This window comes from Litorimonas haliclonae (assembly GCF_965138505.1).
In the GTDB taxonomy this organism is placed as follows: Bacteria; Pseudomonadota; Alphaproteobacteria; order Caulobacterales; family Maricaulaceae; genus Litorimonas; species Litorimonas haliclonae.
Map to the genome: position 1 here is coordinate 39,893 of NZ_CBCSCO010000007.1, position 20,812 is coordinate 60,704.

The following is a 20,812-nucleotide window of genomic DNA, read 5'->3' on the forward strand; positions in this document are numbered from 1 at the left end:
GGGATGCACCGCCTTATAAGCAACTTAAGGGGGCGCTTAAGCAGCTTTTGTATCCGCTTTGACTTCGACTTCCTTGGTCTCTGTCTTGACGACAGCGTCTTCTGACGGCGTTGTTTTAACTGTTTTCTCTGTCTTCATTTTGACAGCCTTCTTCGGCTTAGCCGTCTTTGTAGACAAAGCAGAAATTTTCTTATTCAAAGCGGCGATTTCGGCTTCGAGTTCTTCTACGCGATCATTGGCAGAGAAAGGCAGGATTTTTGAAGGAACGAAAGAACGGACTTTTCCGGATGTTTCTTCATAAGTTTCAACAACAGTGCCTTGGGCATCTTTGGCCAATTTACCAGCCTGTTTTTCGATTTTTTCGCCTTTTACAACGAGATCACCAAAAAACTCTTCGCCTTGGGCGCGGGCTTTGTCAGCGGCTGTACGGACTTGCTCTGTACGCATTTTAGCACGCTCATAAGCAGCGCCGTAAAGACCGACATAGGCCAAAACGCCTTTGCGCAGCATGGCTGTTGTGCGTTGAGTGCGTGACTCAACGGCGTTAGCTGTCTTGGAAGCTGTTTTCTTTGCAGACTTTACAGTTTTCTTCGCAGACGTTTTCGCCGCCGCATTTTTCTTTGCAATCGTTTTCTTTGCTGGTTTTGTCTTGGCAGTGGCCATGATAAAATTCCTCTTTCAGTTTGGCCTACGTAATTCGCAGGCGTTTATTCAATGATTGCAAGATAAGGAGAATAATTAGAAAGCGCATCCTAATCGTCGCGAAGCGGACTTTCAGGGAAGATTCGGCTTAAATCATGCCGCCCCTCTATTTTTATCATGGCGTAAATAGCTGTAATTCCCGCCAGAAACAAAAAACTATAACAAAAACAACAGATTGTGTAATTTTACGATCATTCACAACAGTTTCTTGACAGTTTTGCAACAAAGGTGTAATAAAAGTGTCATAGAGGTTAGGCTAACGATGTGTAGGCCAACGGCGCATGTTTGCAGTCTAAATATACGTTGGTGATGTTCAAAAAGGAGATCACCATGAGAAACATCCTAATATCCACATTCTTCGTGGCGTCGATGAGCGCCGTCCCCGCATTTGCAAGTGATTTTGGCGATCAAAATATCGTCAACTCTCAGGCAGACCAAAATATGCAGCTATGCATGGGGTCGGACATTGATGCCGCGACCAGTAAAACCATTCGTGCGTGCACGAAGGCATATAAAGCCTCCATTCCGAATTATGATGTGAAATCAGATATTCTGACGCGGCGCGGCTGGTTGCAACTTTCAGCCAAAAACTATGATCGGGCTTCCCGAGATTTCAAATCCGCCGCTAAGCTCAATAGCGTCAACGAAATTGCGTATCTCGGCGAAGGCTTTGCTGCGATGTTGCAAGCGGACTATGCGACAGCAATCGCTTATTTTAATGATTGCATGACACATAACGAAGCCGCGCCGCTCGCCTATTATGGTCTGGGCATGACAAAAGAACTTACCGGAGATAAATCCGGCGCCTTTGAAGCTTATTCTAAAGCGGCCAAGCTACGACCTGACTGGCAGGCGCCACAGGAAGAGCTCTCCCGCATCAGGGCCTGAATTTAATACCCATTATAAAGAGAGTTAAATTACAGCCAGCCGGTTCACCGGCTGGTTTTGTGTATTTTATTTGACAGTCAGCGTCACCTAAACGTCACCAAACTTTTACCGAACTGGCATAATAGCATTACTTCCCTGTCACATTAGACTGCCAAATCCGCACCCAAATGCGGATCTGAGTCTTTGTTAAAGCCACCTATCCGCACCGTGAAGTTTTTAATGGTGAAGGATATCTAATGACACTTTCAATGCGTAATTTGCTACTGGCGTCTGCGGCCTGTTTAGCTTTAGTTGGCTGCCAACAGGGGAGTGACATTATATCTCCCGGTCTGACTGTTGTAGATCCTGCTACTCCTGCGCCGCCCCCGCCTCCACCTCCGCCGCCGCCATCTGCAAGCGCTTGTCCTGACGGGACGGACGGATCCTCCCTTGGCAGTTTCACTTTATGTGACGCGCCGCTCGGAAATCTTACGACGCTAAACGGGACTTTGACTGAGAGCGCTACTTTAGAATTTCGCGAAGGCGTCGTTTACGAGCTTTCGGGCCGTCTTAATATCGGCGATGACGCTGGCGCCGATGGGACAGATACTCCGGTTGTTCTGACAATTGAGCCAGGCGTTAGAATTGTCGGCGACTCGGGCGAAGACTATATCGTCGTTAATCGCGGACATCAGATTGAGGCCGCGGGGACAGCTTCTGCGCCTATTATCATGACAAGTAAGAATGATATTACGGGCACAGGCGACCGCGCCAATGCGATCGGCGAATGGGGCGGATTGGTTGTTCTGGGCAACGCTCCGATTAACCGCTGTAATGTTGCAGGTGTTAACCCCGGCACAGCCGACTGCGAAAACGCGATCGAAGGCGTGACTGAACCAGATGCGTTTTATGGCGGCGCCGATCCATTGGCGGACAGCGGGACGCTACAATATATTCAAATTCGCCACGCAGGTTTTGAAATTGCCACTGATGTCGAGCTTAACGGCCTGACTTTGGGCGGTGTCGGTTCTGAGACAACGGTTGATCACATTCAGGTCCACAATAACTCGGATGATGGCGTGGAATTTTTCGGCGGAACCGTAAACGCGAAATATATCGCACTCACAGGTAATGATGACGAGCAACTTGATACCGATAACGGGTATCAAGGAAATGTTCAGTTTGTTATCGCCACGCAACGCGGCGGAGACTCTTCTGATAACGGCATCGAAGCCAGTTCGGTAAATCCAGGGGCTACGCCTGCGTCAGATGCGACAATCGCTAACTTCTCGCTAATCGGAAACGGCAATACGGACAGTAATGGTATCCGCTTAAACACTGGTACAGTAGGCACTTACGTAAACGGCATCATCGTCGAAGAAAATTCTTGCCTGGATTATGAAGATAATGCCGGTGACGGCTTGCCAGGATTTAATCCGGTAAATGACCCGGCCTTCCAGTCTGTTTTCTTTGATTGCGGCGCAGGTCTTGTAACGACAGGGGACGGAACAGACCCGGCGACCGGCCAAGCCGCTGTTGATGCAGACGCCAATAATGTCGAAGGAACAAACTCTCTCGGCGGGTTCTTCCCGGGACCAAATGAATTGGCCGTAACAGCCACGAACCTGGATGACGACTTCTTTGATGATGTTGAATATATCGGGGCTTTCGGGCCAGACGAGTCTGAGACAGACAACTGGGCGACCGGTTGGACGCAAGACCTCTTCCCGGATGCCGAGTGTCCAACAGGGACGACAGCAGCAGGCCAATTGAACGGTCAAAACCTATGTAACGTGACCGGAGATGTGACTGACACACTTCGTCTTACTCGCGGCAATATCTATGCACTTGTAGGCCGCGTAAATGTGGGCGTTGATGTCGGCGCCGCAGGCGCAGCGCCTGATGGAGACGAAGGCACGCTCATAATCGAATCTGGTGTGACTGTCTTTGGCCGCAGTGGTTCTGATTATATCGTTGTAAACCGTGGTTCTCAGATTTTTGCAAACGGAACGCGTTCAAACCCTGTTATCTTCACCTCTGAAAATGATGTGACAGACGCAGCCGGCGATCGTGAAAACGCAATCGGCGAGTGGGGCGGACTTGTTATCCTCGGAGACGCACCGATCAATCGTTGTAACGTACCGGGCGCAACAGGCGGAACAAATGCCTGTGAAAACGCCATTGAAGGCGTGACAGAGCCAGACGCCCTTTACGGTGGATCTGATAACGAGGATAACTCAGGCTCTCTCCGATTTGTTCAAGTTAAATACGCTGGATTTGAAGTCGCCACGGATGTGGAGCTTAACGGCATCACACTTGGCGGTGTCGGCAATGGTACAGTTATTGAGAATGTCCAAGTCCACAATAACTCGGATGACGGCATCGAATTTTTCGGTGGCAGTGTTAACGCAAAATATGTTGTTGTGACCGGGAACGACGATGAGCAACTCGACACGGATAATGGCTATAACGGCAATGTTCAGTTTGTCATCGCTATCCAGCGCGGCGGCGACTCCTCCGATAATGGTATCGAAGCAAGTTCCGTAGCTCCGGGCGTCACTCCTGCGTCGAACGCGACTTTCTCCAACTTTACCTTGGTCAACAATTCGACGATTAATAATACTGACAGTAACGGTATTCGTATGAACACCGGAACCATCGGAAGCTACTTAAACGGCGTTATCGTTGAGCAAAACTCTTGTCTTGATTACGAAGATGATGCGGGTGACGGCACAGCGGGCTTCACACCAGGTGCAGACCCAGCTTTTCAATCGGTACTGTTTGACTGTGGAGCAGGTTTGTTGACATCTGGTGACGATGCAGACCCCGTAACAGGTCAAGCTGCAGTTGATGCCGACGCCAATAACGTGGTTGGCGGAAACAGCCTCGTTGATACCTTTATTAACGGCGACAACGAAAATGCTGTGACGGTTACGCCGCTCCCGGAAAACGGTTTCTTTGAGGCTGTCGACTATGTCGGGGCCGTTAAAGACGCCGATGACACTTGGTGGCAAGGTTGGACATGTGGCCTGGAGGACGCAAGCCCTTGCTAACCAAAGGATGAATTCAGAGGCCGCGGCTTTCGCGGCCTCTGAACTTTCGACTCAATAAAATTATTACCCGGGGTCGGTCTTTATTCTCGAATACAGACGCCCCTTTTTTAAGTTGTAATCAAAGGTTTCCCATGAATTACAGATTTTCTTTAAAGGCGGTACTTTCGCTTTCAGCCGCAGTATTAAGCACTCAAGCGATGGCTCAAGATGCAGGCACTGAGGCCGCCCCGACACGCGTCGATGAGGTGGTTGTAACGGGTAGCTTCATCCCGGATCCGCAACGCGCGACCTCTCAAGTTGCCTCATTCTTACAAGCGGAAGACCTAATCCGTCAGGGCGACTCAGATGCGGCCTTGGCGCTGACACGTGTCAGCGGCTTGAGTATTGTGGGCGGACGGTTTGCCTATGTTCGCGGGCTCGGAGATCGCTATTCCTCCGCCTTGCTTAATGGATCTCCGCTCCCAAGTCCTCAGCCCCTTCGCCGGACTGTGCCCTTGGACTTGTTTCCGTCCAGCGTATTGAACGGCATTACTGTTCAGAAAACATTCTCTCCAAACTATCCCGGCGAATTTGGCGGCGGCGTTATCGCTTTGAACACGCTTAAAACGCCAATCGACGACTTTTTTAAAGTAAAAATTGGTGTAGGCGCGAATACAGAGACGACTGGCAAAGAAAGTCTTTTCGTTCATGGCGGGGACTATGATGCTCTGGGCTTCGATGACGGAACGCGCGATATACCCGATCCATTGCTCGGTGTCGTTAAGCGCGGCGAACGATTGTCCGATCAGTCTGACGCAGACTTAGAATTGATTGGTCAGCTTCTTGTCGATCCGAATCTGACTGTTCTACAATCCTATGATGAAACATTCCCGGACATGAACGTCTCGATTGATGTCGCGAAAACCATTGGGGTCGGTTTCGGCGAAATTGGATTTGTGGGAACGGCCGGCTTTGACAATGGTTGGTCAACAGAGCGTTCCACAAGACAAGTCCAAGCCAATGGACGAATTGAAGACAGTTTGGAATCCGTTGAATCTACCTATCAGGTGACGTGGAACGCTTTGGGGTCGACGACCCTGAACTTCGACTCCGGCGACTCTATTCAAGGCACCGTTTTTTATGTTCATGATACAGCCAAAGAAGCCCAGATTGACCAAGGTAGAACTTTTAGTGAGCCAGACGGTATATTCTTAGAGAAAAGCGGATATTATGACCGTGAGCTTCTCTATACCCAACTTAACGGTGAGCATCTGCTAGGGGATTTCACCGCAAACTGGCGCGGTTCTTACTCAATGGCGTCCCGGGATGCCCCTTATGAGCGCCAACTTGAGCGTCAGCTACGAGGCGACGCGTTGTTATTTCCTGGTAATAACGCCCACAGCATATCGTTCTCGGAAGTAAATGATGAGATTACCAGCGGCGGTCTGGACCTGAGTTATTACGTTCCAAGCACAAGCGCTTGGGAAGTCGAAATTGCGGGGGGTGTGGATTACGCGGAAACGGATCGGGAATTTGCCGATTTGAATCTCCAATATACAACTTCAACGCTGCTAGACCCGCAACTGGCGGCTGCGCGGGTTGACTTGTTGTTCTCGGATGCAACGATTGGGCCGATCTTTACAATTCAGGAAATCCCGCCGCGTCCAAGTGACAACTATCTTGGTGATTTAGACGTATTTGGTGCCTATCTGAAAACAGATATTGAATTTTCGCCAACAGTGCGCGCTGATTATGGCGTAAGATATGAAACGTCCAAATTGAATGTACAAACATTAGACCGTTTCAGTAATTTGGGCGTTACGTCTAATCTCGAAAATAACTATGTTTTACCGTCAGCTTCCTTCACATGGAACTTCATTGACGATACGCAACTACGTCTTGGATATTCCAATACGATTGCGAGGCCTCAGTTCCGTGAATTGGCGTCCTCACGGTTTTTGGACCCAGAATCTGACCGAACTTTCGTAGGCAACCCTAACCTGGTTGACTCTGAGTTTGAGAACTTTGACGTGCGTCTAGAGCGCTATTTTGGTCGCAACCAATTTATTGCTCTCTCAGGTTTCTATAAGAATATCAAAAACCCTATCGAAGAATCCACATTTGAGACTTCGGCGAACGTGTTTGAGACCTCTTTCATCAACGCGCCTGCTGCTGAACTGTTAGGATTTGAAGCTGAAGCTCGGACCAACTTTAATATGCCGGGGAATATCAAGTTCCTCGATTCACGTGATTGGTTCTTCACCGTCAACTATACTTACACTGACGCAACAGTAAATGCGGCGGCGGGGGACGTGATTATTCAAGCTGATGGAACGCCAATCTCTGCCGAATTGTTCGGTATTGATGGTCAGCCTTTGCAAGGAACCCCGAAGCACATTTTCAACTCACAATTCGGGTGGGAGTCAGACAATGACCAATTCACTATTTTGTTTGGGATAGTAGATGACCGGGTGTCTCGCCGCGGATTACGCGGATTGAGTATTGTGCCTGATGTGGTTGAGAGCCCCGGGCCTCAATTGGATCTCGTCTATCGGCGTAAAGTTGACGTTAAGGGGCAAGAATTCAATGTCGGTCTGAGCGCTCGCAATGTTCTGAATACAGACCACGAAGAATTCCAGACGAGCGAAGAGGCCGGCCGTTCCGAGTTCAACACTTACAGACGTGGCGTCAGTTTCTCAGCGTCCCTGTCCACTAGTTTCTAAAGTCTAAGGCAGAGAGAAATCTCTGCTCTATAGGGATCACTTGAGGCTTGTCCGAGAGTGTAGGGTCGGTGATTGCTAACCTCGTCACCGGCCCGCCTTTGTTTATTTAACTCTCAGTTAAATCAGAGGTTTCGTCGCCTAGAGCCGTGTAAAGACTGACCTTGGTCAAGGCCAGATTGGCGTCGTTTTCAACGAGTGCTTCACGGCTCGATATGAGGGTGCGTTGAGCGTCCAGTACGTCGATAAAACTGGCAAGTCCTTCACTATAGAGCGCGTCGAGTTGCTCATACGCGGATTGGCTTGAGTCGACCGCTTTATTAAGTTCTACACGGCGTTCATTCAGGGCCGCGATTTGAACGAGCGCGCTTTCCACATCACTCACCGCTCCGAGAAGGCTCCGGCGATAGGCGAACAGAGCTGCTTCGGCCTGAGCCCGTTCGATTTGCACTTCTGCCTGTCTGCGCCCTGCGTCAAAGAGCGGGATATCAATCATCGCGCCAATATTGGCGGTCAGAGCGGCAATAGTCGATCCGGCTGTGGTATCGCCAATTTGGATACTCCCTGGCAAAGTCAGGGATGGATATAGGTCTGCTTCTTGCACACCGATATCCGCGATCTCGGCAATCAAGGTTTTCTCGGCGGTCCTCACATCCGGTCTTCGCCGCAATAGGTCCGCTGGAACCCCGACATGCCGCTCACGGTTGAAGTCAGGGATAATATCATCTTCCGGGATGCCTAAGTCGAGAGAACCGGGAAATTCTCCAATCAGAACGGATAAGGCAAAACCGGCTGTCTCGCGGCTTGAATTTAGAAGTCCACGCTGGGCTTGGGTGCGGGCGAGATCTGCGGCGGCTCGATCTACGTCGAGAGCAGGAGTTAATCCGGCGTCAAAGCGGGCCTGAACAATTTCGACTGTGCGCGATTGAATGTCCAAAGACGAGTCCAGCAAAACCAGACGGGCCCCGGCACGGCGCAGCTCTATATATTGGTTCGCGATAGCCGCAGCCGTGAGCCGGCGTATATCTGATAAATTGAAGGCGCTGGCCTCAAAACGGGCTTTCGCGGCCTCTAAGCTCCGGCGATTTCGTCCCGCTATATCGACGTCGTAACTAAATACGCCGCCCGCACTAAAAGACCCCTCGGCGTCCCCATCTCCCGTTTCTGCCAAAATACCTTGGAGTTGGCTGTCGACGAAACCATCAAATTGCGGAGATAAATCAGAGCGAAAAGCATTCACCCCGGCCCGGGCCTGCACTAAATTTGAAACCGCAATGCCTATATCAAAATTTTGTTCGAGCGAAGTGGAGATCAATTTCGTTAGAGTTTCATCTTCAATATCCAGCCACCAGGGACGAGTATCGGTGGTTTTATTTTCCTGCGCCTCTGAGCCGGAACTTACAAATTCGGGCGGGGTCTCAAGAATAGGTGCGACCGGCTCCGGGCCGACGGTTGCACACGCAGAGAGTAGTAATGCGCCGCTACCGAGTAAGAGAGCAGGAAAGGGGAGGCGTAGGTTCATTTAGACTGTGAAGCGAGATGGGCTCTCGCTTCATCCATTTCTTGAGATAGAGCTTTGTGAGATTCTCCGGTGGACCCGCTAAAGCGAGAAATTCCCAGATAGATCACGGGCGTTAAGAACAGAGTAAAGGCGGCCGCCAGGCCGAGGCCGCCAAATATCACCCAGCCGATAGCGTCTCTTGCCTCGGCGCCAGCGCCAGTAGAGAGGATGAGCGGAAGCGCCCCAAGGGCGGTTGAAATCACCGTCATGACAATGGGGCGCGACCGGATTATGGCGGCCTCATAGACGGCGTCGCGGACCGAGCGGCCCTCCGAGCGGAGTTGGTCAGCAAATTCCACGAGTAAGATACCGTTCTTGGCCATCAGACCAATCAACAGAATAAGCCCAATTTGCGAGTAAATATTCAGCGATCCGCCTGTTAAAAACACAGCATACACGGCAGCGGCGAGGCCAAAGGGGACGCTCAACATAACAACAAACGGGCTGGTCAAACCTTCAAACTGAGCCACAAGAACCAGCAGCACGATCAACACGGCAAATCCATAGGTAATTAATAAGTCTCGCGAAGATTCTTCCAACGTGGCAGCTTCCCCTTGCAAGATCATGCTGATGCCGCTTGGCAGGGTTTCATCTGCCAAGCGGTCAATCTCGGCTATAGCTTCTGCCAGCGGAACTCCGGGCGCGACGTCGGATTCGACTTCAATCGCCCGCCGTTGTCCGAAACGGTCTAGCTGAGCGGCGACGCCTTCTTCGACAATCGTTGTAAGGCTGGAAACGGGAATGAGCGACCCATTGCTTGACCGAACGAATAGGTTCCTCAGGTCAGAAGGGGATTCAATCGCGGTAGTCTGCGCTTCAAGAATAATAGGTATGGCCTGGTCGCGAACATTTAGGTCCACAACGTCTTCGCCGTCCACCATGGTCCGTAAGGTCAGCGAAAGCTCGTCCAGTGGGACTTCCAAATCCGCAGCCCGGCGCCGATCAATCTGAATAGAAAGTTGAGGCTGCGTTGGCTGATAGGAAATCTCGGCATTGGACAAAATGTCAGAGCGCGTCTCAATAGCCTCTGCCAGCTCACGAGTGGCTTCATAGATAGCCGGATAGTCACCACCTGTTAATGCTACCTCTAATCCATCCCGGTTGCCGCCGCCTGACAAGCTACCCCGACCAAAAACTGAGACGCGGGAGCCGGGAATACGGGACAAGGGTTCAGTAAGTTCCTGAATAATGTCTTGTTGGCTACGTGTGCGCTCCTCCCATGGGGCGAGGGTTGCGGTAATCCCGATCCGGTTTGGATCGTATCGTCCAACTACGGTAAACAGGGAGCTGATTTCACCGCTGTCTAAATATGGTTGTAAAACAGCGTCAATCTGGTCGGCCTGACGCTCCATATAAGAGAGGCCGACGCCGTCCGGTCCTGTGGCAAAGACTTCAACCCGTCCGCGATCTTCCTCTGGTACCAGCTCCTGTTCAACGACGGTCACGAGAAATGCAGCTCCGGCAAAGGCAATGAGTGAGATGGAAACCGTGATAAACGGATGCCGGAGGCAGGAGGACAAAATCTTCTCATAAGCGCCGTTTAGTTTGCCGCCGATACGGTTCAAAAATTTAAATCCGTGTTGATTTGAAAAATCGATACGGGCCGAAATAGCCGGGACCATTGATAAGGCTACAAAAGAGGAAATTGCGACCGAGAGGGCCAGAACAAACCCGAACTCGCGAAACAAGCGTCCCGTTGTCGAGGGCAGAAATGAGATGGGGACGAAGACGGCAATCAAGACAGCTGTAGTCGCTACGACGGCGAAGAAAACCTGCCTCGCCCCGATGGCGGCGGCAGGGCGGCGTTTCATGCCATCAGCCTGTTGTCGCTGGATATTCTCCAAAACGACGATGGCATCGTCCACAATCAGCCCGGTCGCAAGGACCAAGGCCAGCAAGGTCAAAAGATTGATAGAAAAGCCAAGCGCCCAAATCCCAGCAAGCGTGCCGATGAGGGCCACGGGAATAACCGTTGCCGGAATTAAGGTGGCTTTCCAAGAGCCGAGGAAAATCCAGATAGTCGCCACAACGATTAAGACGGTTAGGAAGAGGCTGAAGACAACCTCTTGAACCGAGTTTCGAATGAAAACGGCTTCGTCTGATGTGACCTTAATTTCCAAATCATTGAGGCGAGCATTAAGCTGTTTTAGCTTAACCTTCACCTCATTCGAGATTTGGATTGTGTTTGATTGAGCCTGCCGCACAACTCCCAGCCCGATGACTGGCTGGCCATCAAGTCGAAGTAGATTGGTAGCATCTGCAGGCGCCAAGGTCACATCTGCGATATCACCTATCTTCGTTGCACCGGAAATAACGACATCTTTGATAAGAGCAGGGGTTGCCGCCGTGGCTTGGGCCCGCACAATCAGTTCTTGGTCTGCGGACCGGAAGCTGCCGACAGGAACATCAAAGGGCGCCTGTGCAAGGGCATCTCTAACGTCTGATATTGTCAGACCAAAGCGGCTGAGCCTCAGAGGATCGACCACAACCCGCATTTGCCGCAAGCGCGTTCCGTATTCCTGCAAGGCCGCCACACCGTCAATCGTGAGAATTTCAGGCGATATGTCTGTGTCAATTATTCTGGTTAGTTCTTCTTCGCTGTAAACGTCACTAATAACGGCAAGGGTAATGATAGACCGGGCGTCATCATCGGCCTTGGTGACAAAGATATCTTCCACCCGGTCGGGCAGTTGTCGCGCGACCCGGTTGACGGCTTCTCGTACATCTGAAGCTGCAGTGTCCAAATCAATGCCAGGGGAAAATTCGACCCGAATGCGTCCGCTGTTTTCTTCGCTCGCGGACCGAATTTCTTTTACGCCGGAAACGCGTGCGACGGCGCTTTCCAAAACACTTGTTACTTCTGCATCAATGGTTTCAGGCGCGCCGCCCGGCAAGCTCGCCCTGACGGAGACGATGGGCCTGTCCACATCCGGTAATTCCCGAACGTCCAAGCCAAGAAACGCGGCAAGGCCCGCAATTACAATGAGCAAATTTAGGACTGTTACCAGTAATGGCCGTTTAACGGCGAGTTCAGGAAGTCCTGTTTGTGAGGCCCTCATGTTCCCTCTACCATGTTTGGAGCCTGACCCGTAGGGCCTTGTTTCTCAATGGCGGAGGTCGTCGGATTTATTCTTGTTAAATCGACAGGTGTGCCTTCTCTGACTTTCTGCACGCCCTCGGAAATAATTGTATTCCCCTCAGGGATAGGAGCTCTAACCAAGACATTTCCGTCTTGGCGGTCAACGATCGTGACGGATACGCGTGTGGCCCGTCCTTTTTCGACGGCCCAGACGTAAGCGCCGTCTCCCCCCCAAATGATGGCAGCTTCGGGAACGACGGGATAGGCTTGCCCCGCAACATCAAACCCGATTTTAAAGCTCATGCCCGGGCGTAGAGTGTCGTCTTCATTGTCGATGGCGGCGCGGACTGTAAAACTCCGGCTCACCTGATCAATGCGGCTATCAATTGTCAAAACTGTCGCTTCGTAAGTTCTGCCTTGACCAGAAAACGGTTCCATTGAGATTGTGTCACCAGGAGTGATGCAGCTGTAAACTTGCTCCGGCGCTTGAAAGTCAACGAACAAGGTCGAGCGGTCATCCAGCCGGGTAATCTCGGTTTCAGGCGTGATACGCGCCCCGGCATCAATATCTGTCAGACCTACAGTGCCAGAGAAGGGAGCTCTGACGGCGCGTCTGGATAACGCAACATCGGCCAATTCCAGATCTATCTGGGCGGCCTCGACGGCGGTTTTGGCTTCGTCAATTTGGCTGTCCGAAATCGCGCCCGGAACATCAATCCTCTCATAGCGGTCAATTAACTGCTGGGAGTTTTTCAGTGCCACCTCAGCACGATTTGCGGCAAGCCGTTCCTCGTCGGATTCGAGTGTTAAAAGGACGTCGCCTTTCTCAACCCTGTCGCCTGCTTTGAAGTTCACCCGCGTGACTTCACCGCCGCTGTCAGCGCGGATAACGGCAAATTTTTCAGCGCGCGCTGTCCCGATGGCTTCAACGCTAATAACATCCTCTTGATAAACGACAGTGTGCGGGATGATCTCAACAGATGATTCTGTCTGCGCCGATGCTTGTGTCTCAGGGCTAGCCGAATTATCACCGCATCCTGCTAGCATGACTGACAAGGCAATGCCGCAGAAAACTATATGACCGTAATGATTCGACAATTTAAGCTTCCTTTGCCCTGACGAGCGACGTTAAGTTTTCATGGCGTCGCAGGGTGGTAGGATTTATAGCCCTTACATATCCTTCTTCACAGCCACTTGATCGTTCAAACACTAATACGTTTGTCAGATGTTGCCAGATTTCAGAAGGGTCTTTTTCAGCGAAAAACGGTTACAAATTTTTAAGGTAGAACCTTTTCCCCTTCAGAGCTTCTGCCACAGGTTTGAAACTATGTCGGTGAATTGGGCTGGCTCCCAATCTTTGCAAAGCGGTTTTATGGGCCGTAGTAGGATAGCCCTTATGTCCGGCCAGGCCATATCCGGGAAAACGTAAATCCGCTTCTTTCATCAACTGGTCTCGCGTAACTTTGGCTGCAATAGAGGCGGCGGCGATAGACAGGCTTTTGGCGTCGCCTTTCACGATGGATTGCGCAGGGCAGGGCATATTCGGCGGAATTCGGTTCCCATCTATCAAGGCCATCTCAGGCAAATGCGGTAATCCTTCGACGGCGCGGCGCATCGCAATCATGGAGGCGTGAAGGATGTTGAGGCGGTCAATTTCTTCAGGCTCAGCGATTCCCAGGCTTACGAAAATGTCATTTCTGGTGAGCATTTCGTTCAGCAAGAGTTCACGTCGGGATTGCGATAAAACCTTACTGTCATTCAAACCGTTCGGAACGGATTCAGGTGTCAGGATGACCGCCGCAGCGACGACAGGCCCTGCCAGAGGCCCGCGCCCGGCCTCATCTACGCCGCAAACGAGGCCCGAATATCGGGACTCAAATGAATAATCCGGAGTGGTTTTTGACATAAAGACTTTTGGGAGCAGATCTGGTTTTTTGATGGAACAGTCCAGGCGAAAGACGAGTTTGTGACAATAGAGCCTTTTGGCACATAAAAAGGTCTGATATAGACCGTTAAAGATTTACTAAGGAGTTTTCCATGACTAATTTTCGTTTCGGCGCTGCTGCGCTCGGTTTGACTTTTGCTGCTCTTTCAGCGGCGTCTGCCTCTGCTATCGAATCCAAAGCGGATTGTGAGTATGAAGGCGGGCAGGTCTTCTCAGTGAAAGGCGCAACTGTCTGTGTGGTCGCTGTTCGTCCGGCTGAATATATGGACGAAATTTATGATGGTCAGCAATTGGGCGTCAAAGAGTGCAACGGCGAAGAAATCAGCGAAGGCGCTTTTTGTAAAGTCACGCTTGTCTCTGCTCCGGCCATGATGGGTAATGTCGACAATTCAGACGAAATGATCGAGGAGACCGGTGACGCCGTTGAAGACGCGGCAGACAACACCGGCGATGCAATGGAAAAGATCGCGGATGATGCGGGTGACGCGATGGAAGAAACTGCTGAAAACATGAGCGATGCCGATCAAGAATTGGCCGAGGGCCGCGGCGACGCAATGGAGGAAGCCGCTGAGGATAAGGCTGAAAATTTGGAAGACGCTGCTGACGCGTATGAAGACGCGACAGACGAAATCACCGACAGAGACTAATCTTTCCGGTTTAAAATCAATCGAGACGGCCATCATTAGATGGCCGTTTTTTTATGGCCATATGTTGATTTGCGATTGAACTTCTTTTCCTGTCTCTTAATGACCCCCAATGCTCACTCTCATCATACCAACCCGAAACGCTGAGGCGTCTCTTAAAAAGACACTGCCGCGTCTGAGGGGGCGCAGGCTGATTGTCAGTGATAGCGGGTCGGAAGATGCCACGATGGAGCTGGCGATTGACGCCGATGCGACTCTTTGTTTCGGGAGCGCCGGCCGGGGGCCGCAATTCGCTCGCGGCGCGGCGCTGGCGAATTTGCGCGGGAGCGATTGGTTCTTATTCCTACACGCCGATGCGCAGCTTTCCTCAAATTGGCAGAGCGAGGTCGAACATCATATTTCTGCCTATCCGGACTCTGTCGGCTATTTTCGATATGGGCGTCAGGGCGACGGATTTTGGCCTTGGCTTCAAAAAACGCTTGTCTCTCTGCGGTGTTGGGCGTGGAAACTGCCTTACGGTGATCAAGGATTGTTGATTAGCGCGAGAGCTTACGAGGCGATAGGCGGATATTCCGATCTCCCTTTATTTGAAGATGTAGACATAATGAACCGATTGAAAGCGGGCCTTGGGCGCTCAAATATTAGACCTCTCGGCGCCTTTGTCGTCACAGACACCAGCGCATATGAAACGCAGGGCTGGTGGAAACGCGGCTGGCGAAACTTCCAGCTAATGCGCGCTTTCCAGCGCGGAGACTCAGTCTCCCAACTCATGCAGCGATATTATAATGACTAAGCCAGTCTTGTTTATTTTTGCCAAGGCCCCGGTGTTTGGTCGCACGAAAACACGGCTGGCGGCTTCTACAGGCATCGTTCACGCCAAACGTCTCTACCGGATGATGGTGGCCCGCGTATTGCGTCGGGTAAAAGACCCGAGATGGAAAACGATACTGGCTGTTTCGCCGCCCAGTGCCATAGGACGGGTTCCGGATTGGGACGGTTACGCACAAGTGGCGCAAGTTTCCGGATCGCTTTCTCCTCGTTTGGCGGCGTGTTTCGCTCGCAAAGGTCCGACCATAGTCATTGGGACAGATTCTCCGCAGATTCGGTCGCAAGATATTGCGGAGGCGCTGCAAGCTTTGAAATCATGCCAAGTGGTTTTTGGGCCTGCCAAAGATGGCGGGTTTTGGCTCATTGGCGCAAATGGCCCTCTGCCTGACAGTGTATTTGACGATGTCGCCTGGTCAACGGAACGGACGCTGGAGGATGTGATGAGTAATGTTGAGGGCCGTGTCGAGACGCTGCGCTGCCTGACCGATATTGACGAAATTTCTGACCTTAGGGCGTATCGCCGGTTGAATCCGCGCTTTGGGAATTAACCTCGGCTGAGAGCATTTTCAGGGAATGGTCAATTAAGCTAAGATCCGCCCCTTTTCCGTGTCCCGGCACGACGAGTTTAGCCTCTGGATATGTGGCCTTCACCCATGCGAGGCTTTCGGCCCATGTTGAGAGGTCGGCATCTGAAACATTGCCGAGGGATTTGCTTTCTGCGCCCCTGACAGCGCATCCGCCATAGAGAATGTTTTCGGACGGAATATAGACGACTAAATTGTCCTGCGCGTGGCCGGGGCCGGGATAGGCGACCTCTACATTTCCGACTTTGATACGTGAGCCAGGCTGTCTTAGCGCCGCGACAGAGGTGTTAGGCACAGGCCATCCGCTGCGCGCCGCCAGGGCGGGAGTGTCGGGATGGGTAAAGACTTCCACGCCCTTCCATTCAGCCGCATCAACGCCCATGACGCGATCGGCGTGATGGTGCGTCGTAATAAGTTTTGTGACAGGCTTGCCGACTTCTTGCTCCACGGTTTCGAGCAAGGAAAGTGTCGCTAATTCCCCCCAAGCGGCGTCGGCTAAGATAACATCCTCCCCATCCACAATGACAAGGCCATTAACCGGAATGGGGGACTGGCCGGGAATAGTGTAAGTAGAGGTGTGAACCCAGACATTATCGGCGATTTTAGAGAGTGTTATCGGGTAAGCCTTCTGCAAATCAGTGAGGGAGCTTTGGACCGGAGACGGTCTATCGGCTGACGAAGTATCCGAAGGAGTCGACTGAGAGTTTCCGCAAGCGCTCAAAGAAAGTAAAGAGGCAGACAGAAGACAAAGGGCAAAACGCATAATCAGTTCCTGTAGAAATTCAGACGATTTATAACGTCTCTAGTTTTGCCCGCAAGCTTAGCAAGTCCCGCCACGCGTCCTTTTTTAGCGCGGGCTGGCGGAGCAAAAAGGCCGGATGATAAAGCGGCAGAGCGGGGAGGGTTCCCCCTCCGATTTCAATGTCTTGCCATTGGCCGTGGTTTTTCATGATACCCGTCATTCCGGTTAATGCGGTCATTGATACGCCGCCGACCAATAAAATGACTTTGGGTTTCGCGAGCTCAACATGCCGATCCAGAAAAGGTCGGCACATTTCTATTTCTTCGGGCTTGGGATTGCGGTTTTTGGGGGGGCGCCAATTTACTAAATTGGTGACGTAGAAATTCTCTTTTCCTAAACCGATGGCGGCGAGCATGTGGTCTAAAAGTTGTCCGGATTGACCAATAAAGGGTTTGCCTTGAATATCTTCATCCCGCCCGGGAGCCTCGCCGATAACCATGAGATCGGCCTCCGGATTTCCTCTGGCAAAGACGGCTTGGCGCGCCCCGTCCGATAATGTCCCGGCGTCAAATGTCTGCATCGCCGCCCGAAGCTCGTCCAGTGTTTTGGCGGCTTTGGCAATTATGTCCGAATTGGGGAGAGGGAGGTCTTCCTGAGGCTTTGGCCGCGTGGGTTTTGCCGCCGCAGGGGCAGGCGGCGTCAGCGTCCTTCGTTTTTTACGCGGCGGGACGCTTGGGGCCAAGTCAGGGACGTCCACGCCGACTTTAGCATACCAATCGACCAGAGAGCGCAGCGCCTTATCCATTCAGTTTTGCCTTATTTTCCACGGGTTCTGAAAACTGTGCGAACGTTATTTTCGATGCACTGAATAATATCACCGGCGATATCGCCATTTGTAGCGTTTTCAATACCTTCAAGCCCTGGAGAAGAATTGACTTCGAGAATCTTAGGACCGGTATCGGAGCGCAGAATATCAACGCCGGCGACATTTAGTTTTAATATCTTGGCCGCCTTGATCGCCATGCGAGTTTCTTCGCGTTTGAGCTTGACGCGTTTCACGGTTCCGCCTTGATGAACATTCGAACGGAATTCGCCCGCTTGCGCCGTGCGCATCATGGCGCCGACGACCTTACCGTCCACTACGAAGCACCGAAGGTCAGAACCATTGGCCTCTTTGACAAATTCCTGAACGAGGAAATGAGCGTTGAGGCCCCGGAAAGCGTCGACGAGGGCCGAGGCCGCTTTACGGGTTTCCGCCAAAACAACGCCTTTCCCTTGAGTAGACTCAAGCAGCTTGACGACCACCGGGGAGCCTCCCACGAGGTCAATAATTCCTTTCGTATCACGAGAGCTTTTTGCAAAGGCCGTTGTCGGCATGCCAAGGCCGTGCTGGGCCAAAACCTGATGAGCGAGAAGTTTATCGCGGGAATTTCCGATCGAGCTGCTTTTGTTCAGGCAGTATACGCCCATGCTTTCAAATTGCCGAACAACGGCCATGCCGTAAAATGTCATTCTCGATCCAATTCGCGGAATGATGGCATCGTAACGCGGCAGCGGCGCGCCGTCATAATAAACCTCGGGTTTATGGGCGTTGATTGCCATATAGCAGCGCGACGTCTCAATGCAGTCTACAACGTGGCCGCGGGCTTCCCCGGCCTCGATCATGCGGCGGTTAGAATAATTTCTCGGTTCTTGGGTGAGTATCCCAATGCGAAGCGGGCGGCGGGGTATGGCCTTTCGGCCTTGGGGCTTCTTATAAACGGAGAATGACAATTGAGGCTGCTGGAAGCTCTGGCCTGGCGACACACTGACTTCATCAATAAGCGCTGAGCGGCCCAGAAGCATTCGGTATCCCATGGTTTCGCGATTAGTTAGTGAAATATCAATCGGCCATTTTTTTCCGCCAATATGGATAGTGGAGCGAATAACGTAGCGTAATTCGGTGGAGCCATTGGAGCTCGTGACATTTCGGCGGTCAATAACTTTCGCCGAGCACACGACTTCGACACCTGGATCAGACGGGTCAGGGTGCATGATGAAACGAACCTGAGGGTTGGCTTCCGTACCAAAGGGTTCAATAGCAACGGCATGTAAAGCGGATGTACGCGCGCCCGTATCCACTTTTGCTTTAATCGCAGGTAGCGACAAATCCGGGAGTCCCACCCATTCTTCCCATCCTAAAAGGAGATTAATCGGATTTTTATCGTCTGTAGAAGGAATGGTGATCTCCTGATGTTAATTGCCTGAATCGAGCAATATGACCGAATTAGTCTGATATTATTTGCTCTGTGACGAGACGCGTCCTTGTCCCGCGTGTGAATACTCTTTAATCCCTTTAAGGAACTATCGAAGAGACTTAAAGGTTTCAGACCTGTTATGAGTAAAGGTAAAACATAAAATGTCAGAAACGGCTACAGAAATAGAAGACAATAATCAGCGCGAGAGCATGGAATACGACGTCGTTATCGTGGGGGCTGGCCCGGCTGGCCTGTCTGCGGCGATCCGACTCAAGCAATTAGATGCAGACCTTTCGGTTGTCGTGCTGGAAAAAGGCTCCGAAGTTGGCGCTCACATTTTGTCTGGCGCTGTTCTTGACCCCGTGGGATTGAGAAAACTCTTCCCCGACTTCGAAACGATGCCCGATTGCCCGGTGAAGTCCAAGGTCAAGGAAGACAAGATGGTCGTTTTTGGTCCGGCGGGATCGTTCAGACTGCCGAATTTTCTTCTTCCGCCTCTCATGCATAACGATGGGAATTATATCGTGTCTATGGGTGCGACTTGCCGATGGATGGCTGAGCAAGCCGAGAATCTCGGCGTAGAAATCTTCCCGGGTATGTCTTGTTCCGAATTGGTTTACAGAGAAGACGGCTCTGTAAAAGGCGTTGTCGCCGGTGAGTTTGGATTCCAAAAAGATGGCTCCAAGGGCCCTAATTATGAACCGGGTATGGAACTCCACGGGAAATATGTTTTCTTGTCCGAGGGTGCGCGGGGCTCTCTTTCCAGAGCTGCGATTGCCAAATTTGGCCTCGATGCTGACTGCCAGCCTCCGAAATTCGGTCTCGGCATGAAGGAGATCTGGGATATCGACCCTGAAAAACACTCTGAAGGCACGGTGGTTCATACAGCCGGCTGGCCACTAGGCGCAAAACAAGGCGGCGGTTCCTTTATTTATCACGCTGAAAACAATCAGGTCTTTTTGGGGTTGATCGTCGATCTGAATTACAAGAATCCTTATCTTTATCCTTATGCGGAATTCCAAAAATGGAAGACGCATCCTGATGTCGCAGAGCTTTTAAAAGGCGGGAAGCGCGTCTCCTATGGTGGCCGCGTCGTGACCAAGGGCGGCATTCAATCCGTGCCTAAAGTCTGCTTCCCTGGCGGGGCCTTATTGGGCTGTACGGCCGGGCTTGTTAATCTTCCGCGGATTAAAGGCAATCACAATGCCATGTTGTCAGGAATTGCGGCGGCAGATGCAGCCTATAATGCCTTGCAAACAGGTCGTCAGGGAGACGAACTTGTCGATTATGATGATGAGCTGCATGACGGGTTAATTGGCGATGATTTGCGTCCGGTCCGAAATGTGGCGCCGCTAAATGCGAAATTCGGTCCTTTCCTTGGCGGGATGATCCTCGGCGGGATGGATATGTGGGCGGCGACGATCGCGAAGATCAACATTTTTGGCACTCTGAAACATGCCAAGGACGACGCGCTCTCGACCGAGCCAAAAGATAAACATAAGCCAATCGACTATCCGAAACCGGATGGAATATTGACCTTTGACCGCCTTACAAATGTGAGCTTCACGGCGACAAATCACCGTGAAGATGAGCCGGGGCATCTCAAGCTAATTGATCCGTCGGTTCCGATTGATATTAACCTGCCGGTTTTTGATGAGCCCGCGCAGCGTTATTGCCCGGCGGGAGTTTACGAGGTCGTTCGCGATGATGACGGCTCTAATCCCCGGTTCCAGATCAACGCGCAGAATTGCATTCACTGCAAAACCTGTGATCTGAAAGACCCGAGTAAAAACATAGTTTGGACCGTGCCCGAAGGCGGCGGCGGCCCGAACTATTCGAATATGTAGTTTGATTGAACACTCACGGCAAAG

15 protein-coding genes are annotated in these 20,812 nt (G+C 51.6%); 7 read left to right on the forward strand and 8 right to left on the reverse strand.

The annotated features are described in order from the left end of the window. Positions 1-36: 36 nt before the first annotated feature. Positions 37-663, reverse strand: a complete 627-nt coding sequence (locus ACNA05_RS13180) for a hypothetical protein (RefSeq protein ID WP_415811975.1) — start codon at positions 661-663, stop codon at positions 37-39. Between the two features lie 369 nt (positions 664-1,032). On the opposite strand from ACNA05_RS13180, the gene ACNA05_RS13185 reads away from it, so the two are divergent. The 3 genes from ACNA05_RS13185 to ACNA05_RS13195 all read left to right on the forward strand — a co-directional run bounded on the left by ACNA05_RS13185 (position 1,033) and on the right by ACNA05_RS13195 (position 7,324). Continuing rightward, positions 1,033-1,590: a tetratricopeptide repeat protein gene (locus ACNA05_RS13185; RefSeq protein WP_415811976.1), complete on the forward strand. Its 558-nt coding sequence runs from the start codon at positions 1,033-1,035 to the stop codon at positions 1,588-1,590. A gap of 236 nt (positions 1,591-1,826) precedes the next feature. Continuing rightward, positions 1,827-4,622: a hypothetical protein gene (locus ACNA05_RS13190; protein WP_415811977.1), complete on the forward strand. Its 2,796-nt coding sequence runs from the start codon at positions 1,827-1,829 to the stop codon at positions 4,620-4,622. A gap of 131 nt (positions 4,623-4,753) precedes the next feature. Continuing rightward, positions 4,754-7,324: a TonB-dependent receptor domain-containing protein gene (locus tag ACNA05_RS13195; RefSeq protein WP_415811978.1), complete on the forward strand. Its 2,571-nt coding sequence runs from the start codon at positions 4,754-4,756 to the stop codon at positions 7,322-7,324. A 106-nt stretch (positions 7,325-7,430) separates the two neighbouring features. Here ACNA05_RS13195 and ACNA05_RS13200 read toward each other — a convergent pair whose 3' ends face one another. The 4 genes from ACNA05_RS13200 to ACNA05_RS13215 form a co-directional block, all read right to left on the reverse strand. After that, positions 7,431-8,843, reverse strand: a complete 1,413-nt coding sequence (locus tag ACNA05_RS13200; RefSeq protein WP_415811979.1) for a TolC family protein — start codon at positions 8,841-8,843, stop codon at positions 7,431-7,433. Beyond that, positions 8,840-11,941, reverse strand: a complete 3,102-nt coding sequence (locus tag ACNA05_RS13205) for an efflux RND transporter permease subunit (RefSeq protein WP_415811980.1) — start codon at positions 11,939-11,941, stop codon at positions 8,840-8,842. The genes ACNA05_RS13200 and ACNA05_RS13205 overlap by 4 nt, the downstream gene beginning before the upstream one ends. Beyond that, positions 11,938-13,059 (reverse strand): efflux RND transporter periplasmic adaptor subunit, encoded by a 1,122-nt coding sequence (locus tag ACNA05_RS13210; RefSeq protein ID WP_415811981.1) that lies wholly within the window; start codon positions 13,057-13,059, stop codon positions 11,938-11,940. Before ACNA05_RS13210 ends, ACNA05_RS13205 begins: the two co-directional genes overlap by 4 nt. Positions 13,060-13,228: 169 nt before the next feature. Further along, positions 13,229-13,867 carry a ribonuclease HII gene (locus ACNA05_RS13215; protein ID WP_415811982.1) on the reverse strand — a complete coding sequence of 213 codons (639 nt, stop codon included), beginning with the start codon at positions 13,865-13,867 and terminating at the stop codon, positions 13,229-13,231. Between the two features lie 131 nt (positions 13,868-13,998). Between ACNA05_RS13215 and ACNA05_RS13220 the strand changes: the two genes are divergently transcribed. From ACNA05_RS13220 to ACNA05_RS13230, 3 genes are all read left to right on the forward strand, one after another. Beyond that, on the forward strand, positions 13,999-14,553 hold the full coding sequence (locus ACNA05_RS13220; protein ID WP_415811983.1) for a hypothetical protein: 555 nt from the start codon (positions 13,999-14,001) through the stop codon (positions 14,551-14,553). A gap of 109 nt (positions 14,554-14,662) precedes the next feature. Next, complete coding sequence (locus tag ACNA05_RS13225) at positions 14,663-15,343, forward strand: glycosyltransferase (RefSeq protein ID WP_415811984.1); 681 nt, start codon at positions 14,663-14,665, stop codon at positions 15,341-15,343. Then, complete coding sequence (locus tag ACNA05_RS13230; protein WP_415811985.1) at positions 15,336-15,926, forward strand: TIGR04282 family arsenosugar biosynthesis glycosyltransferase; 591 nt, start codon at positions 15,336-15,338, stop codon at positions 15,924-15,926. Before ACNA05_RS13225 ends, ACNA05_RS13230 begins: the two co-directional genes overlap by 8 nt. Here ACNA05_RS13230 and bla read toward each other — a convergent pair. The 3 genes from bla to rimK are packed head-to-tail and all read right to left on the reverse strand — an operon-like array spanning position 15,886 to position 18,897. Beyond that, positions 15,886-16,725: a subclass B1 metallo-beta-lactamase gene (bla, locus tag ACNA05_RS13235; RefSeq protein ID WP_415811986.1), complete on the reverse strand. Its 840-nt coding sequence runs from the start codon at positions 16,723-16,725 to the stop codon at positions 15,886-15,888. The genes ACNA05_RS13230 and bla overlap by 41 nt on opposite strands. A gap of 28 nt (positions 16,726-16,753) precedes the next feature. Next, positions 16,754-17,509 (reverse strand): uracil-DNA glycosylase, encoded by a 756-nt coding sequence (locus ACNA05_RS13240; RefSeq protein ID WP_415811987.1) that lies wholly within the window; start codon positions 17,507-17,509, stop codon positions 16,754-16,756. Positions 17,510-17,520: 11 nt separating this feature from the next. Next, the gene (rimK, locus tag ACNA05_RS13245; RefSeq protein WP_415812032.1) at positions 17,521-18,897 is read right to left on the reverse strand and encodes a 30S ribosomal protein S6--L-glutamate ligase; all 1,377 of its coding nucleotides are present in this window, start codon (positions 18,895-18,897) and stop codon (positions 17,521-17,523) included. Between the two features lie 205 nt (positions 18,898-19,102). Here rimK and ACNA05_RS13250 point away from each other — a divergent pair, with 205 nt between their 5' ends. Further along, positions 19,103-20,788 carry an electron transfer flavoprotein-ubiquinone oxidoreductase gene (locus tag ACNA05_RS13250; protein WP_415811988.1) on the forward strand — a complete coding sequence of 562 codons (1,686 nt, stop codon included), beginning with the start codon at positions 19,103-19,105 and terminating at the stop codon, positions 20,786-20,788. Positions 20,789-20,812 lie beyond the last annotated feature (24 nt).